The sequence below is a fragment of the Paraglaciecola hydrolytica genome, assembly GCF_001565895.1.
Classification (GTDB): Bacteria; Pseudomonadota; Gammaproteobacteria; order Enterobacterales; family Alteromonadaceae; genus Paraglaciecola; species Paraglaciecola hydrolytica.
Genome location: NZ_LSNE01000020.1, coordinates 106,269 through 122,038, shown reverse-complemented (window position 1 = coordinate 122,038; position 15,770 = coordinate 106,269). Strand labels below are relative to the sequence as shown.

Sequence of the window (15,770 nt, the reverse complement as noted above, 5' to 3'; positions counted from 1 at the left end):
ACAATTTCTCACAAAGCTTAGTTTAAAACTAGAGAGGAGTTATCCATTGCAACGTTTAAGTCAGCAGATAATAATTTTGAAGCCAGACTTCTTTGCTTATTTTCTGTCGCCAGTTTGCAAACAATATTAATATACGGTTGGTTTACTTCTATTCTATGTTCCTCAAGTTGAGCCTTATTAAAATACCAATGACTATGTTCTTTATGACGGGAGCCTGCAACATAGGTCATTGCCCGGTGCATTGATGCATCCCAAAGCACAAAGCTATCCCCATTTATCGTCAGACCTTGGCTACTGTATACAGTCGATGCATAGGCGTATCCCAAGTTAACGTTTCCGTGTTCATCCGAATATTTACGGGTATTAAAAGTCAATTCTCTACCGCAACTAAGAGTGATATTAAAAACCAATTCGCCACTTTCTTTTTTAATTATTTTATTTATGGTTCCTTTAGAGCCGTTAACTACGCCTAGTTGGTAATCATTTTTTGAAAACCTAACTAAATCACCTTCCGAGAATGAAAGTTCAAACACTTTGTCTGAAATGGCACAAGAGCATGTGTATTCATCACCCTTAATTAATCCCTTGGATTTAAAGTGTTTTCTGACGAGTGAGGACAAATTGTTAACTTGAGTCCATTTTGCCGCGAGAATGATGAAGTCTTTGTCTTTATTGTTGTCACTATATGACATTGCATCTGCAACTAATGCTTCCTTTGCTTTCTCAGCGTTTTCGCGAAAATCCAATCTATTTTGCTTATTCAAATATCCAAAGGCTTTTTTAGCCTCGCCCTCCCTAAGCTGCAAAACTACTTGCCTTTCTTCCATGTTGCTTTGTCGTTGAATTGTTTCAATTCTAGAACAACCAAACTTTTCGGAAAGGAAGGCTAATGCTCCACCATGGCTGATTGCATCTAACTGCTTATCCTCACCAGTCAGAATCAACTTTGTTTTACTTTTTCTCGCAGCTACAGCTAGATCCAGAAGTGTCATAGATGGAACTTGACCAGCTTCATCAATAACTAATATATCCACGTTATCTAGCCAAGCTTTATTCTTGTCTAGCAAGTGTTGTATTTTGGCAATTGTGAACGATTGAATTCCTGTTTCTTCTGATAAGTTTTGCGCTGCTTTTTTCAATATTGTCGCACCAATCACTGTTTTCCCACTTGCTTCCGACAAGAGTTGCACTACACGCATCACTGTAGATTTTCCAGCGCCAGCAGACCCTTGAACTATGGAAAAGTCATTTTTTAAACATGCTGATTTCAAGGCAGCGTGTTGCTCAACCGTAACTTTGAATCCTGTTTCGCCTTCAAATTTCAGCAAAGCTTCTGATAGTTCGTCTTTATCAAAAGCATGATTAGCCTCCGAGTTAATACTCTCAATATGTTGAATTAACTGGGACTCAGCTTGTAGTACTTTACGACTTGTGTATTGGCTTTGATATTCGCGCTGTGCCAACTTAACTATTTCATTTGATGCAAACTTGGTGTTAATGGTTCTCTTTAGATCAATGATGTTTTTTTTTGAAAAAACTTCATCAACTAAAATTTCATATTCCAATTGCTGTCTAGTGAAGCTCGAAAAGTTTTCAATAAGCCGTTTAAGTGGAGACGGTCTTTTTTGCCAATCTATAACTGGCTCAACAGCGCTGTTGATATGTATTTGGGCGTTGGTGATTTTCTCTTGCCAGATTGGTAATAGCTCACTCAAAGACACCGATTTTTTAATTTTTCTAGTTGCTAATTTAATTAGGTCGCCTTGATTTGAAGCGCTAGTCTTAACGCCTCTGTTCTTCAGTTCTCTTTTTATCTGTTGAGTTCTAGTAGAAAACTGAGACTCCAATTCTCTCGGTATGTTTTGTAATCGGAATGACTCACCGTCTTTTTCAAGTTCAATCCCCAGATCTAACAAGTTTTTAGCAAGTTGGGATCGATAAATAGCTCCTATAACTTTTTGATTTGTATAAAACTTTCGACTGTCTATAGCCATCAGTTTTCCGTCTTCAGCTAAAGTAACGTTTGGGATCACGGTATGACTATGAATCTGAGGCTCTAACTCACGAGAAACAAAATGGTTCACAATTACAGCTAAGATAGCTTTTGAACTCTCTTTTTTCTCGCCGTTTTTCCCCCGCTTAACCCCCGCTATGTAACGCTCGATATAATCTATCGTGCTCTTAACAGCTTCTGTTTGGGCATTCTCTATTTGCTTACGTTCCATTTCATTAGAGCTAGCCCATTGAAGTGACACTGATTTTGGCGCTGAAAACGTCAAATCCCATCCAGCTCTCTTGATATTTTGGTTAGCATCAAAGAGCTTGCTCCCTGTTTTAGGATGTTTTGCAGTTAGAATATTTTCAAAACTTGTGTGATCGATTCCGTTAGCAAGTTTAAAGTGATCCTTTAGTTTTCCGTGACATACTCCTAACAATGCATCTGATAGATAGTAATTTTCATCATCAATATTTTTGTAATACTCAATATTGTTGATTGCGGAAAGACTTACCATTAGCCAGTCCTTTTAACTTTCAGTCTGTTTGACTTGGTTTGCTCATGTTCACTTCCATCACTAATTACTGTACTAGGAGCAATCTGTGCGTATTGGTTGTATCCCCATTCAAGTTTATAAACATCGGAATCACCGGATACTTTGGCAAAGCCAACAACACCAAATTTAGTATTTTTTAAATTGATAATGTCTACTTTTGGAACAAGATTTTCTGTGAACTTGTGCCATGTGAAGGTGCTGTCACCATTTGACGAGGATGATTTGCTAGGACGCTCAAAAACAACTTGCCCTAAGCTATCAGAAGCTAGCTCTGGAGTTTTTCCAATTGCACCACATTGGAAGACCACGTGGTTTTTAAAGAGGCTTAATAAGGTTTCTGAAATGTTTTCGCCGTAGACTTCTTTCGTTTGAGAAATGTTTTGCGTTCCGGCAATGGTTCTAGCACCTTTGGAGCGTCCCGTAGATAACCATTTTTGAAGTGATTCTAATTTTGGTAGATTGCCTAACTCGTCCAATATCAACCATAACTCCTCACTTTCGTTATCTTCTGAAGACAAGACTTCCAAGGAAACACAGTGCAATATAGCACTAGCTAATTTGGCCATCATTTCGGTATGGAATGGGTGGGACTGAATTATTACTGTATTGAATTTAGACCTGTCGCCTTTTATCCATTCATTAAACGAAATTTTCTTGTTCGACGAATTTTCAAGTAACGCTAAGTCATGAATCCATGCAATATTCGATGATAGATTTGAAATGTAGCTACTTACGGTTTCATCTGCGCCAGTAATAAATTTTAGTGCGGGAGGGTAGTACTTTTCGAAGCTATCGAGCCAATCATCTACTGGCATACTGAGCCAGTGACTCAATGCTTTCCATGATAGAGAACTTTCTTTCTGGCAACACAGCATTAGGGCAATCATTATATCTTGAGCGCCTTGCCCCCACGTAGGTTTGCTTTCGTCTATTGGGATTAGCTGTGACACAAATTGACGAAACTGAGGAATAGATTTCAAATCACTGCCAATATCCCAAATGCACGTTCTTGCATCCCACGGAGCTATCAAATGGACGGAATCCGGCTTATAAAATATTTGGGTGTACTCTCTTTTTTCATCAAAAAGAATTACGGACTTCCCGCGTTGACCAATCAGTTGAGACACCAAAAACTTAATTAGTGTAGATTTTCCGCTACCATGCGCACCGAAAGTAAATAAGTTCCCCGTGTATTGGTGTGAATCCAAAGGCAACTCCGGGTGGATAAATAAATGGGAAGCCCCCTTTTGGATGGTTTTATCCGGAGTACGTAGTCTAAGTTTTCCACCCTTTACTTTTATATCTTGAGTTCTTCCCGCATGTCTAAAAAAAAGCAGCCGAATCGCTATGAAACTTAAAAAAGCTGATAAAACGATGACTAATGTTGCATAACTAAGAAGCTTTGCTCTGATCTGCCCTTCTGATAAAGCAATCCAATATTGTTCAATCGTTACTGAACTATGATAGAAAATAAGCTCTTTGATTGCTGAAAAAATAAACTCAGCGTGTCTATCAAGTTGGCCAAACTCTTTAAACCAAAACAGATAAAAACTGCTACAGCTTAAGATTAGGAAGCTTATTACAAAGAAAGTGGTAATTAGTCCCCGGCTGCGCTGGGGGGTAGATGGTGGAGTATAATTGTTCATTCAACCATCACCCCATCTAATTCGCTGTTTATTAATCGGGCTGCATTTTGACGTTCTTCATTCGACATATCCGTAACGGTCGTCAACATCGTGAATGTAGCTTGAGTAATTTCGTTTTTCAGTTGCTCTAGTTGTAGTTTCTGTTGCTCTAACTCGACATAAGATTTACAGCAAAGTCTTACTAATTCAGCAAGTGGAACCTGCTTTAACTCTGCATAATGTTTTAGATCTTCGGCATCTTTATATGGGAATCGAGTGGTTATAACTTGTGTTGTCATGATGTATACCCCGTATTAACCGTTATCTATCTGGCTTTGAGTTTGCTCAAGCTCGTTTGCTGTATTCATCGCTGTATTCTCAGAACCTTTTGATTTACGGGCACTTGCTGGCTGCTTTTGAATTAAGCGAATACCTTTAGGATTCTGGGGTCTGTATGATTTCTTGGAGAGTTTGTGCAAATCGAGGGCATTGTGAGCAACTTTTATTTGTGCACAATTAATTTGTTCTTTCTGTTGAAGCCAATCTTCAACAGTTGTTGCTCGCCACAGTCTTTTGGAACCAAGCTTTATGCTAACGGGCACTGTGTCGCCTTCTTTACCAAGGTAAATTTGATTAGAGATTGTTTCGGGTGTTGTTTTGAGTAATGCAGCTAAGTCGTATCTGTCTAAAAGTTGAAGTGTTTTCATTTAAGCCTCGTGAATTTATGAGGCTATTCTGGCGTAAAAAGAGAACACCAATATTTGCAGACTCGTTATGTTAATTCTGCAAAGTGACTATATTGCACGGTAAAGGTGCTAACTCTGCAAAAGCATGGGTAGTTGATTCTTGTATAATACGAATCACAAATTAAATCAGATTAAGGAGTACTGAATGCTAGCAACAACCTCATATGAATTACTAAAAACTGCTTATTGGTACCAGTTTATTAAACAACCTGCTAATAAACTTGAACTAGAACAAACCAACGAAGAAATCACTTTTCTTGAGAATAAAATTAGTAATGCAAAAAGAAAGTCTGATTTAGACGCTTTTAAAGCGAAATTAAACAAAGCTTTCAATAAAAGTCGAAGGCTCAAAAGAAGTGGAGCATCACTTGATGAATTATCAACCTACTTTTTCGATTTAGAGAAGGAAATTGATTTCGATAAATATATACAAGAAGTAGACGATACGGAAGCAAGTGATGTTGAAGGCAGACCCGTAACGAAATTTGAGGGGTATTTCCAGAAAAAGGCATGGGGAAATTACAGTAGCGCAAGAAGTTGCCCAGCCAAATCACTAGTTGGAGAAATGTCATTACTGACAGAGTTGTTAGTTCTTGAACCGATGAATGAAGCTGCTTTTCAAAGTGGCCCCGCTCTAATATTCAATGTTTTTGAAACAGTAAATATTCGCGATGCGGTTAGAGCTTTTTTTAACTCTGTTAGCTTCGTAATTGCTGAGAGTGTCTTGTCAAACATATTAGATCAAACTTCGGCAGTTTCTCTTTATAAAGAGCTAATGGAGTTCGAACATTATCCAGTTGGTTATAGTGAATTGACCAAGCTAGATGGCTATAAAGCAACATTCAGCAACGTCATTGCAGAGGTCGACTATCTGCCTGCTGGGTATAGAGTGTGTATTGAATTAGCTTATGCTTTCATTAAGGCGAAATATATTGGTGAAACTCGCAAGCTTGCGAAAGTATGTTTTGAACAGCGTGCACTTGAAATTCTTGAAATTGAATTCGGAATTCCCAAAGATGCATGGTTAAAAATGAAAGGTAAAGATACATTCAAAGTGTTGGATGAGTTCATTGAAGCAAAAATATGTTTTGATCAAGATCCAACAATTGAGCCTTTAGATTGGCACTTTTTAGAGATAAGTTCATTGACCAGTCGTTACTCAACTGAGCAGATAGATGAATTATTTGAGGCCAATCCTTTTCAACAAGCATAAGCTGGAATAGTCACTACTTCATTTGACACTTTTTATTATTGAGATTTAACCAATGTGTTGCGTCCATCGATTGAACTCACAGCGTAAAGCGGAAGTTGGCGTATTGATTACTTGATAGCGTCAACGCGCGAATTTCTGACATTCCCACGACTGATACCGACCTTCTGCTTTAAGTGCCATAGCTGACCATAGTATTTTCATTGTTGAGAGTTAAGTGCTTGTCTGGATGTAAAGTTGTAGCGGCTGACCTGCTTTTCGATCCTAGAAAGGGTGCTAAATTAATTTTATATTTGTTTTTTCGGATATTTCATACTAATAGTTCTAAATGTCATTATGAGCCTTTAGATGCATCATTGTAGACATTTCTAGAACATTACCGAAAGGAAAGCATCACAAGGAGATTCACAGTGAGTAAATCGTTTTTTTTTACAGTTATACTGCTTTTTTTGGGGGCCGCGATAGGTCAAGAAATTAATTCCCAAAATGTTGGAAGCAACTTACAGCTCGATGAAACTAAATATGATAGTGCTCCAATTTTATTTCTAGGAAAAACAGTAGATATATACAAAAGAGGCGATAAGTACTATATAACCCCTCAGCTTTTATTTGATCCTCTGGAAATCAAGAATAAAGTAGAATCACTTAACACAGAACAAGGTACATTCGAAATTGACCTAGAGATTTTTTTCTATAACAACAAGTTGCTACACGAGATTTCCGATCATATTTCAAGAAAGGAAGAAATTGAGAACCCTGACATCGATTTCATCACGCATGCTTTTCGAATGGTATTTGTACAATTCCCTTCTTCTAGAGAAGACATGATTTACTCATTTCCTCCTATCAGTACATTCTCAAAAACCATTAAGATCACTCCAAATAGCGAAGTAGAGCGCAGTGAAACGGTTAGTATTCGATTTGAAAACTTAAGGGAAGCACAGGAATTTGCAGAAAGGCCTAGTTTATATTTACAAATACTTGTTAGCGTACCTGAAACGATTTCAAGTAGAATAGATTTTAGTGAAGAAAATTTTTTGAGAAGTAATAGATTTAAAGATCTACACAGTTCTGCTAAGGAAAATAAGAATACTAAAGTTACTAATATTTCCTCCTCAAACGGATTTTCTCTAGATATAAAGCCCTTGAAAATTGGCGGAGGTAACGGAAAAAGCTCAACAAAAGTAGAGTCAGAACATCATCGGTTGGTTTCTTCAAAGTTTATAGAGTCTTCAATAAATACTTACATCAAAGAAAATCGCTTGACTATACAGTGTCGACATATGGAACCCAACGAATGCAACAACTTGGTTCAAGAGTTTAAAGATGAACTAAAGTCTGTAATTCATAGAGCCAGCCAAAATATCACTTTTAAACTAATCGAAAACAAAAAAAAGCAAGAGTACGAGCTTTTTCACGAGGCCTTAAAGCAACCAATTGAAGGGGCGTCGGTTACAAAAGGGGCCGTCTTAAAAGCTAAGCATGACTACCACAACGAACTAAAGGATAAGAAATCTTTTGATTATTTTAAGGTCTTCTCTGCTAGTGAAGAAAATGAACAAAAATCTAAGACTTTTAACGATGTGAGTTGGGAAATTCGTGAAGGTGAATGGGTTCCTGTATCAATTTCACTTTATGTTGTTTCGGAAGAAAGCATTAGAGAAATTTTGTCATACACAAGGACTCAAGAGGTGATTAGTAAAGTTTCTTCTAAACAATATATCGCTATAAAAGGTTCACCGGTAGATAATCTAACACTACCTGTTGAGCCATTTGATTCTATAGAAGATGTAAACACGTTTGCACAGATGAAAAAATATGCCGAAAATAGAATTGAAAAATTACCAATGCTTGTAGACATAGCTATAACCGAAAGGGCGGGGCCGAAAAAAGTAGTACTAGACCATACTGAAAGCCCATTTTATTATCATGATTTACGATTAGCATATTCTAGTGTCACTGAATGGAAAGATATTAAATGTGAAGCTATTCCGCAAAAAGCGGGTTTTATAACGATTTATTCAAACCAAGCTCGTTGGGTTGACGGGAAGAATAGTTACCAAAGTGAGCATTACTATATGCATCAATACGGAAACGCCCCTTATGTTCCACAGCGAATAGTCAGTTGTCTAAAAAATCAGAATTCGAAAGATAGAACTAGTTACTGTAATTCCGGCGGAGAAGGATGCCGTTTTCCTAACGGAGTAGTGGTCGTAAGTTGTTATCTCAATGATGAATGGAACGACTGGAATGAAAGAAAGATTGCTAGTGCAGCGACAGAAGAAGAAAGAAATTATCGAAGAAGCAAGGAATACAGATGTTCAAGAATCTAGCTTATATTCTCTTATTTTGTTTGGATCTTAAATCTGCTAATGCTGATAGTTGTAAATTCAACATAAATGAACACCGTCCGTCAATATCGGAAGTAGAAGCTTCAGGAATATCTGTCCGCTCAGAGGATGGTAATGCACTGGAGGACCTTTTTAATTATTGTTCTAACGATGTTGTAATAAAGTTTGAGGAAGGCGATTGTTCCGATTCAAAAGTCACAAAAAATTTGAAGAAAACTATTTTCAAATTAGTTGAGCTAATCGATCAAGAATGGGAGGGGGAGAGAAAACTAAGAATTACAGAAGCATGGGATAATAATGCTGAACATACAAAATACTCTCTTCATAACGAAGGAAGAGCCGCAGATATCACTACTGATGATAGAGATACTAAAAAGCTATCTAAATTAGCATGTCTTGCAATGGCGGCCGGTTTCTCATGGGTGAAACTAGAGAAAGATCACGTACATGCTTCAGTACCGCGTTGATTTTTACCCGCCGCTTTTTTGCACTTCTTTAAATTTAACCGACGCTTACCAACCTAAAGGGAACAATGCAAATACACCGGCTATTTTTCCAGAAATTACAAACACTTCTTCCGGCGATTTTATTCCTGTGAAGTAATAATCTAGGAACAGGAGCAGCACCAGTAAAAATCCTCCCATAGCTGTAAAAAAACGACTTTAAATCTAGACGGATTTTACCCAATAAAATGTCCGCTGTTTGTCTATAGCGGACTAACCCAACTTAACTATTTGATGTCCGCAATTCGCTCAAAACTGGCTATATTATTTGGTTTGAACTTCTAAGGCAATGTGTCACGTCAGATATGATGTCCCTACACATAAGCCTTTAATAAGCCAGCCAGCTTTTTGTTTGATGTTTGAGTTGTTCATATGCAAAATGAGTTAGTTCTCATCTGAAATAATTTAAGTAACTTCACCGTTCACATGACTTTTAAACAGAATCATTGTTGAGCAAAGGTAAATTTCTTGGTTTTAGTTGTTTGTTTTTTATACGGAATTTCATTTCCTTCAATATCTTTAAATTAACATCCGCTTTTGAGGAAGGAGCATTAATTAGTCCTTTAAAAATATCGATAGTTTCTGTCAGTGGTATTAATTGCCACATTTCCACATTCAAGCAATCCGTCCAAAACTCTGTACCATTTCTCCAATCGCTCTCACCTTCTAGAAAAGGTATACCAATTGAGTTCAATTCTTCATAACTTATTGAACCAAGGATGTGGGCGCTGTGGAATCGCCTTAGATCTTTAGAATAGTCATTTTTATTTCTTTCTAGAGAAATGAATAAAAAGTAATCAGGGCGTTGGTGTTCATGGTTATACAAAGGAGCGCTATTATCGAAATCTAACTTAGGCTTATATCTCCGGTCTTTTGTTTTAACATCAATTGTGAGACCAGCCCCCAATTTGTAATCAAACCTTGTATTTTCAAGTTCTGGAGTGAATGGTATCTGGTGGCGTGTCATCCAATATTCTGCTATCAGCTCACCAAGACAGCCGACACCATTGGCTTCTTCCTTGCGATGAGACATCTTATGTATGGGTAAGTTATTGGCTCGATATTCGGCTTCTTTATAAACATGGTCTGGGATATTTACTACCCGTGTGTATGTTGCATTTCGCACGTTCATATGTTCTTCCCTACACCAATGAATATGTTTTCGGCGCTGGAAACAAAAGCTCCAAATCTCTCTTATTCATTTTGAATAATGGCCCCTTTTCACTTACTCGATTTGTTTTACCTTTCCGCTTTATCAAGTGATCCATTGTTATAACGCCAGATTGAATAAGGGGTAATAGCTGGCTAACCATTGGGCGTTTGGTGTGAGTTACTGATTTCAGATGAAAATGCTCAACACCTTCAATAACTTCGCTTGATGCTTCTATCCAGAACGTTTCTGCATGCTTTTCTGTTAATCGGCTTCTAAGCAATTTACCCGGCCATACGGCAACTAAATCTGTTTTATTATGCCACTCTTGCAATTCATCTTTTGACTCATCGTAAATAAAGCTAAGTCCCTGTGAATTTTCTTTCAACGTACTTAAAGTACAATAAAGTTTGAAATCTTCCTCCCGTTCATAGCCATACTTATTGAGAATTTCAGCGCTTTTCTTACATGGACTTTTTGCCCAATCTGGCACTTGAGCAAAAAGAGTTGTTCTAGTTGTTGCACCTCTACCTGACTTTATTTCGATGCCATCGTAATCAGGCTCTTTACTAGAGTTGGCGGCAATTCCTAACATTGTCTCAATGGTAAATCCAATGCCCGTACTTCCAGACCTTAAAGCTGGCAATGGTTGTTTTGCTAAACCTTTAAGTTTTGATAAAAGCTCTTCAGCAACCGAAAACTCGTCTTCACAAACGTCATTTAGGAACCGTCCTATGCATGAATCAATATTTTCCAATGATTCAGATAGCATCGTTTTACTTAGGTTTATGAGAAAAGGGGAATCCTCATGTATTACAATTGCAATTTGATCTCCTGCATCACAAATTTGTGACAATTTAGAGAACCACATACGAGGATCACCTTTTTTCGTATTTGGTCTATAAAAGCTTGCGGAAGATTTGATCTTTATTTTATCGGTAAGCAAGAAGGAGGTTTTTTTAACTTTATGTTCTTGCCCTTGCCCTTGATCAGAGTAGAAATGAAAATTTTCTAATTCGAAGTGCGTGCGCACAGGTTGAGTCGCGTCAATTATAGACTTATTAAGTCCTGTGATAGTTGGCTCAAATACTGAGAATTCGATACCAACTTTTGTAAGTTGACGTTTGTTTTCTTGAACGCGTCTCTTTATATCTTCTGGTAGTTCACTGCTTCGTTCATTATCTAAGCTTTCGAAATCTTGTTCAGTCATTTCAACATCTTCATCCATTACGAAATCTATCGATGGGAGTTGTATGGTGGTTTTAGAACGTTCTTTTTTTTTAAGCTCTTCACGAAACTTTGGCCAAGAGGTGAACCCGTATTCTTCACTAATTTTTTGATACGCTTGCGCTTGAGAAATACCCTCTTTCTTTTTTAGCGCCTTTGCACGTTGTTGGATTCGATTAATTGACGGTAGATCACTAGGATGTGATGACATAATTTGTACCCTGTATGATTCTGTGTATGAACAACAAACTTAGGGTACGCAGTGGCGTTTTATTAAATTGGCTCCCCTTAAAGCCGAGGCAGCACGAAAATGGAGAGACACAGAAGAAAACCCACCTAAATCATGCTTAGGCAGATAAACAAATTGAAGATTCTTGGTGAATTATGAATTCGACCACACCATAAATTCACCAAATCAAAAATTGGTTTATCTACAGAGATGGCCTGAAGGGGTCTTTTCTAAAAGAATGGCTTCTCTTAAAAGCCGATAATTACAATAGCTTATAAATAATTCTGTTTCAATTATCTTGATTTTTAATTTGTTCCTGGACTTTTATTGTCGTTCTAGTTATCATGCGCTCCGTGTTGTTTTTAAAGGTATTTGCATGAATCATATTGAGTTGTTTGCTGGTTGTGGCGGCTTGTCATTGGGCTTAGAGAAAAGTGGCTTCAAACTATCAATGGCAAATGAATTGTCTCCTATGGCCGCAGAGTCTTTTGCATACAACTTTTTTGATGAAAACCTTGAAGAATTGGCAAATGTCTCTAAGAAAGCCAAGAATACTCTTTGGTTGAATAGTGCATATGCAGACTTAAAAGCTCGACTAAGAGAAAACCCCTTTGAATTTCCAACATTTGGCGAAGTAGGCAACAGTGATTTGCCTAAAGACTTTTCAAATTTAAAAGGAAAATTGATCGTTGGAAGTATTGTAGAGTTAAATAGGTTACTTGATAAAAATAGTGATTTAGTACATCAGCTTAGAACTGCATTTGGCGCTAAACGCGGTTTAGATTTGGTCTCAGGTGGCCCACCTTGCCAAAGTTTTAGTATGGCTGGACTCCGTAAACAGGATTGTGAAAAAAATACACTTCCTTGGGAGTTCGCAAAGTTTGTTGAGCATACTCAGCCCAAAATAGCGATGCTTGAAAACGTAACTGGAATTTTAAGAGCTTTCCAAGACAAAGACGGAAATAGTTTTCATGCTTGGTATGAGGTAGCTAAGGTATTTGCAACGATTGGGTATGTCCCACTTTGCTTGCATATTAATGCTCGGCTTGCTGGCATTGCACAAAACCGCCCACGCTTTATAATGATTGCTGTTAAGTTTGACCACGTCGAAAGCATTTTACAAAAGTTCGATGATGATTCTGCCAATACTAAGTTATTTACTCACTCACTAGATTTTTATAATCTCGTTAAAAAGGTCGGGAGTGATTTGCCATTTGGGCACTTGAGCTATTTTGATGCAACTAAACCCTCTGATTTAAATTTATTTGAAAATTCATTTCTAGCATCATTAGTCAATGGAGAGGCTATTACTGTTCGTGACGCTTTAGATGATTTGAAACAAACTAATCCTTCTAAACCATCAAAATTTGTAAATTTACTCAATGCAACTTTCGAATTTTTACCGCAACGCAAATCTTTGTCGAATCATGAATTTCGCAGTAATGGGGAAGTAGTTAAAAGGCGTTTTCGGCTATATCAAGTTCTACGTTCGATTGATGAACGGCGAGTTACTACAGCAATTTTTTCAGTTCTCAAAGGAGACGAGATAACTCTTCCTGATGACATATGGTCACTTTGCAAACCATATGAATTCCTTCAAAAAGATGGTCAATTATCGAAATTTGTGAGTAAAGAAAAGTTCATAGATTATTTGAAATCTCATCCCACAAAAAAACAAACTCAGAAAGCGCTAGTAGCAAGCTCACCAGCACCCGCGGCATTATCAATTCCTGATGACGCTTGTCATTATGATGAACATGAACTGAGAGTATTAACCGTTAGGGAAATGGCAAGAATACAATCATTTCCAGATAACTTTGTATTTCGTTCCAAAATTACAACAGGTGGACAAATGAGAAAGTTTGAAGTCCCTCAATATACACAAGTGGGTAACGCAGTACCTCCGCTTCTCGGATTGAGGCTTGGGCAATGTGTAAAAAAATTGCTTTAATTACTATGAGACAAACATATAAATGTTTCAGCGCTGATTTAATCAATAAAGCCTTAATGCTGGGTAAAGCTGTACGTAAAAGTTAAAATATTTGAGGTTGCGTCAGTTTTAGAATACTTTTTATATCGTCTCATTAAGGGACATTTTGGGGACATTGAAGTAGTTATAGGCAGTTATTTGGAATTACCTTCACTTCATTGTTTATTGTTTAAAACAAAGGGTTAAGAGATTTTTACAGGTGTGGCAATATATGAAAATTGCCCCTCCGGAGGCAGAGGTCGTGAGTTCGAATCTCGCCGGGTGCGCCATTTTAAATGGCTTTAAAGCCTAAACCCAAACATAAAAACTCTTAAAATCATTTCTGTGTAGCAAAATTGTAGCAACACGGCTAGCAACCCGACTTTTTTAGACACTAGGCAAGATCAATCTCACATAAAATTAACATACAGTTTACTTTCATTGTCTTTTAACTAAAATACCTCTATCAACGCAAATAAGAACAAAAAAAATACCGTTTTTTTACTTTCTATATAATCGCAAATCGATAATTTTCTAATTAGTCACTCACTTTGTTTAGTAAAAAACTCGCTAACAAATCAGAGAACGCTGAAAAATGTCTTTTTTAATTCCCGTAAGTAAATAAATTTGACAGCGATTGTGAGTCTATTTCAACAAGAAATACTGAGCTTATATCGCTACCACTAAATTTTTTAGACAACATGATTTGGAGTAGATGTGAATAAAACAATTATTGGAATAACATTGGTCAGCATTCTTGGCTTAAGTGCATGTGATAATGGCGACAAGTCCACACCGTCCCAGCAAACTCTGAATAATACTACTGCTCCAGTAAACTCTGCTACCGACGCAGCGCAATATGAGCTCGCGGCGGGCTCTCCTTACAAGCCTTTTCCAAATAATAAAGTAGTGGTTACTAAGGTTAAACACTTTGACAATATGAGCTGGAAAATCGCCGCTGCGGGAGGGACTTGGTACTTTGAAAATGGTGAAACAGAAGGAAAAAGTGGTTTTAGCAGCGCCTTTGATCAGGCCGGAAATGACTGGATTGGAAATGACGCCGATAAAGGTTATAACTTGTCTCCTTCAACTGGGGGTAAACACGAATATCGTGGCTGGCCAAACTTTGGTGAGGGAAACTTTGATCATCCCCAACGAAAAAGCGGTGCGCAAACTCGCTGGGTTGATACTCAGGGCAATACTATCGAGTTTAACGGACGACTTGAAGGGCAGCACTTGATCATGCGTTCCTTTAATGATTTGTATGAACTTGAATATCATTTCTTCCCAACGCATGCGGCAATTAAAGTATTAAAGGCTGAAGACAAATATGCGTTTCTGTTTGAAGGGCCTATTGGCGGCGAGCAAGAAGCCTCTATTGAAAAAGACTATTATGTACTTCAGGATGGTATTCACCGAGAAGTAAAAGAAGGTGGATTAGGCTATCTAGAACCCGAGTTTGGTAATGATTTTCCTTCTCCTTATTTTTATTTAGTGGACAGTGACCCTGAGGATACACAGCTATTATATATTGCTGTAAAAGATGCGGGACCTGAGAGCGCTGGCGATGAAGGTTGGAGACAAGGTAACAATATGGTTATTTTTAGCTTTGGCCGCGATGAAGATAAACGTGCTTATACTGGTACTGATGCTGTCAGTGTTTTTGGCTTTTTACCTAAAGGTTCTCACACACAAATCGACAGTTTAATTGAGGCACGTTTAGCTGAGCCGTTTACTGCTGCTCCTAGTATGTGATCACGATTTTATAACGCTAATTGCACCTTCTGCAGTCTAGCAGAAGGTGCATAGCGCTCTGTCCGTAATAATGCGTTTAAACCGAACATCATCAAAGCACTAATAACGTCGCTAATCTCACAGGGATCAGTAACACGCTTATTCATCAACCTTGCCAGCACACTGACGCTGAAGGTTAACTCTATATTGATGACTGGCTTTAGCTGCTAAAACGAAGACAAAAATTATTATTTGCCAACAATTTGCGCGACGCTAGTCACTGCATTTTGTTGGCAAGATATTTTAAGATTATTACTGGGGGCTCAGGCTAAAGTGGTCAGTATTGGCCAAACCTTCTTTGCTAATTGCGCTTAGGCGAATGACATTGCTGCCTTTTGTTAATTCAACAGGGGTGTTTACAGTAGTCTATGATGTCCATGGTCCCGTAGGCTCAACAAGCCAAGGAGCATTTTA

11 protein-coding genes are annotated in these 15,770 nt (G+C 37.8%); 5 read left to right on the top strand and 6 right to left on the bottom strand.

The window, feature by feature from the left end; all coding sequences use genetic code 11:
• Positions 1-17: 17 nt before the first annotated feature.
• Genes mobF through AX660_RS22055 form a run of 4 tightly spaced genes read right to left on the bottom strand, consistent with a single transcriptional unit; the run spans position 18 to position 4,884 of the window.
• Positions 18-2,513 (bottom strand): MobF family relaxase, encoded by a 2,496-nt coding sequence (gene mobF, locus AX660_RS22070; protein ID WP_068382229.1) that lies wholly within the window; start codon positions 2,511-2,513, stop codon positions 18-20.
• On the bottom strand, positions 2,513-4,198 hold the full coding sequence (locus AX660_RS22065; protein ID WP_068382227.1) for a type IV secretion system DNA-binding domain-containing protein: 1,686 nt from the start codon (positions 4,196-4,198) through the stop codon (positions 2,513-2,515). The genes mobF and AX660_RS22065 overlap by 1 nt, the downstream gene beginning before the upstream one ends.
• Positions 4,195-4,476 (bottom strand): hypothetical protein, encoded by a 282-nt coding sequence (locus tag AX660_RS22060; protein WP_068382225.1) that lies wholly within the window; start codon positions 4,474-4,476, stop codon positions 4,195-4,197. The genes AX660_RS22065 and AX660_RS22060 overlap by 4 nt, the downstream gene beginning before the upstream one ends.
• A gap of 15 nt (positions 4,477-4,491) precedes the next feature.
• Positions 4,492-4,884 carry a helix-turn-helix transcriptional regulator gene (locus AX660_RS22055; RefSeq protein WP_068382223.1) on the bottom strand — a complete coding sequence of 131 codons (393 nt, stop codon included), beginning with the start codon at positions 4,882-4,884 and terminating at the stop codon, positions 4,492-4,494.
• A 184-nt stretch (positions 4,885-5,068) separates the two neighbouring features.
• Here AX660_RS22055 and AX660_RS22050 point away from each other — a divergent pair, with 184 nt between their 5' ends.
• The 3 genes from AX660_RS22050 (at position 5,069) to AX660_RS22040 (ending at position 8,951) form a co-directional block, all read left to right on the top strand.
• The gene (locus AX660_RS22050; RefSeq protein WP_068382221.1) at positions 5,069-6,136 is read left to right on the top strand and encodes a hypothetical protein; all 1,068 of its coding nucleotides are present in this window, start codon (positions 5,069-5,071) and stop codon (positions 6,134-6,136) included.
• A 407-nt stretch (positions 6,137-6,543) separates the two neighbouring features.
• Positions 6,544-8,466, top strand: coding sequence for a hypothetical protein (locus AX660_RS22045; RefSeq protein WP_068382219.1), 1,923 nt, complete (start codon positions 6,544-6,546; stop codon positions 8,464-8,466).
• Positions 8,451-8,951 (top strand): hypothetical protein, encoded by a 501-nt coding sequence (locus AX660_RS22040; RefSeq protein WP_068382217.1) that lies wholly within the window; start codon positions 8,451-8,453, stop codon positions 8,949-8,951. Before AX660_RS22045 ends, AX660_RS22040 begins: the two co-directional genes overlap by 16 nt.
• A 469-nt stretch (positions 8,952-9,420) precedes the next feature.
• Here the strand turns inward: AX660_RS22040 and AX660_RS22035 are convergent, their stop codons facing one another.
• Together AX660_RS22035 and AX660_RS22030 are read right to left on the bottom strand one after the other, a co-directional pair.
• Positions 9,421-10,119 carry a hypothetical protein gene (locus AX660_RS22035; RefSeq protein ID WP_068382215.1) on the bottom strand — a complete coding sequence of 233 codons (699 nt, stop codon included), beginning with the start codon at positions 10,117-10,119 and terminating at the stop codon, positions 9,421-9,423.
• A 10-nt stretch (positions 10,120-10,129) separates the two neighbouring features.
• Positions 10,130-11,575: an MvaI/BcnI family restriction endonuclease gene (locus tag AX660_RS22030; protein ID WP_068382213.1), complete on the bottom strand. Its 1,446-nt coding sequence runs from the start codon at positions 11,573-11,575 to the stop codon at positions 10,130-10,132.
• A 394-nt stretch (positions 11,576-11,969) separates the two neighbouring features.
• Here AX660_RS22030 and AX660_RS22025 point away from each other — a divergent pair, with 394 nt between their 5' ends.
• Positions 11,970-13,544: a DNA cytosine methyltransferase gene (locus AX660_RS22025; protein WP_068382211.1), complete on the top strand. Its 1,575-nt coding sequence runs from the start codon at positions 11,970-11,972 to the stop codon at positions 13,542-13,544.
• Between the two features lie 735 nt (positions 13,545-14,279).
• Complete coding sequence (locus AX660_RS22020) at positions 14,280-15,317, top strand: hypothetical protein (protein ID WP_068382209.1); 1,038 nt, start codon at positions 14,280-14,282, stop codon at positions 15,315-15,317.
• Positions 15,318-15,770: the final 453 nt, after the last annotated feature.

Excerpts from the sequence above, each read along its gene's own strand:
- mobF (WP_068382229.1), bottom strand. The coding sequence starts at position 2,513 with ATGGTAAGTCTTTCCGCAATCAACAATATTGAGTATTACAAAAATATT.
- AX660_RS22065 (WP_068382227.1), bottom strand. The coding sequence starts at position 4,198 with ATGAACAATTATACTCCACCATCTACCCCCCAGCGCAGCCGGGGACTA.
- AX660_RS22060 (WP_068382225.1), bottom strand. The coding sequence starts at position 4,476 with ATGACAACACAAGTTATAACCACTCGATTCCCATATAAAGATGCCGAA.
- AX660_RS22055 (WP_068382223.1), bottom strand. The coding sequence starts at position 4,884 with ATGAAAACACTTCAACTTTTAGACAGATACGACTTAGCTGCATTACTC.
- AX660_RS22050 (WP_068382221.1), top strand. The coding sequence starts at position 5,069 with ATGCTAGCAACAACCTCATATGAATTACTAAAAACTGCTTATTGGTAC.
- AX660_RS22040 (WP_068382217.1), top strand. The coding sequence starts at position 8,451 with ATGTTCAAGAATCTAGCTTATATTCTCTTATTTTGTTTGGATCTTAAA.
- AX660_RS22035 (WP_068382215.1), bottom strand. The coding sequence starts at position 10,119 with ATGAACGTGCGAAATGCAACATACACACGGGTAGTAAATATCCCAGAC.
- AX660_RS22030 (WP_068382213.1), bottom strand. The coding sequence starts at position 11,575 with ATGTCATCACATCCTAGTGATCTACCGTCAATTAATCGAATCCAACAA.
- AX660_RS22025 (WP_068382211.1), top strand. The coding sequence starts at position 11,970 with ATGAATCATATTGAGTTGTTTGCTGGTTGTGGCGGCTTGTCATTGGGC.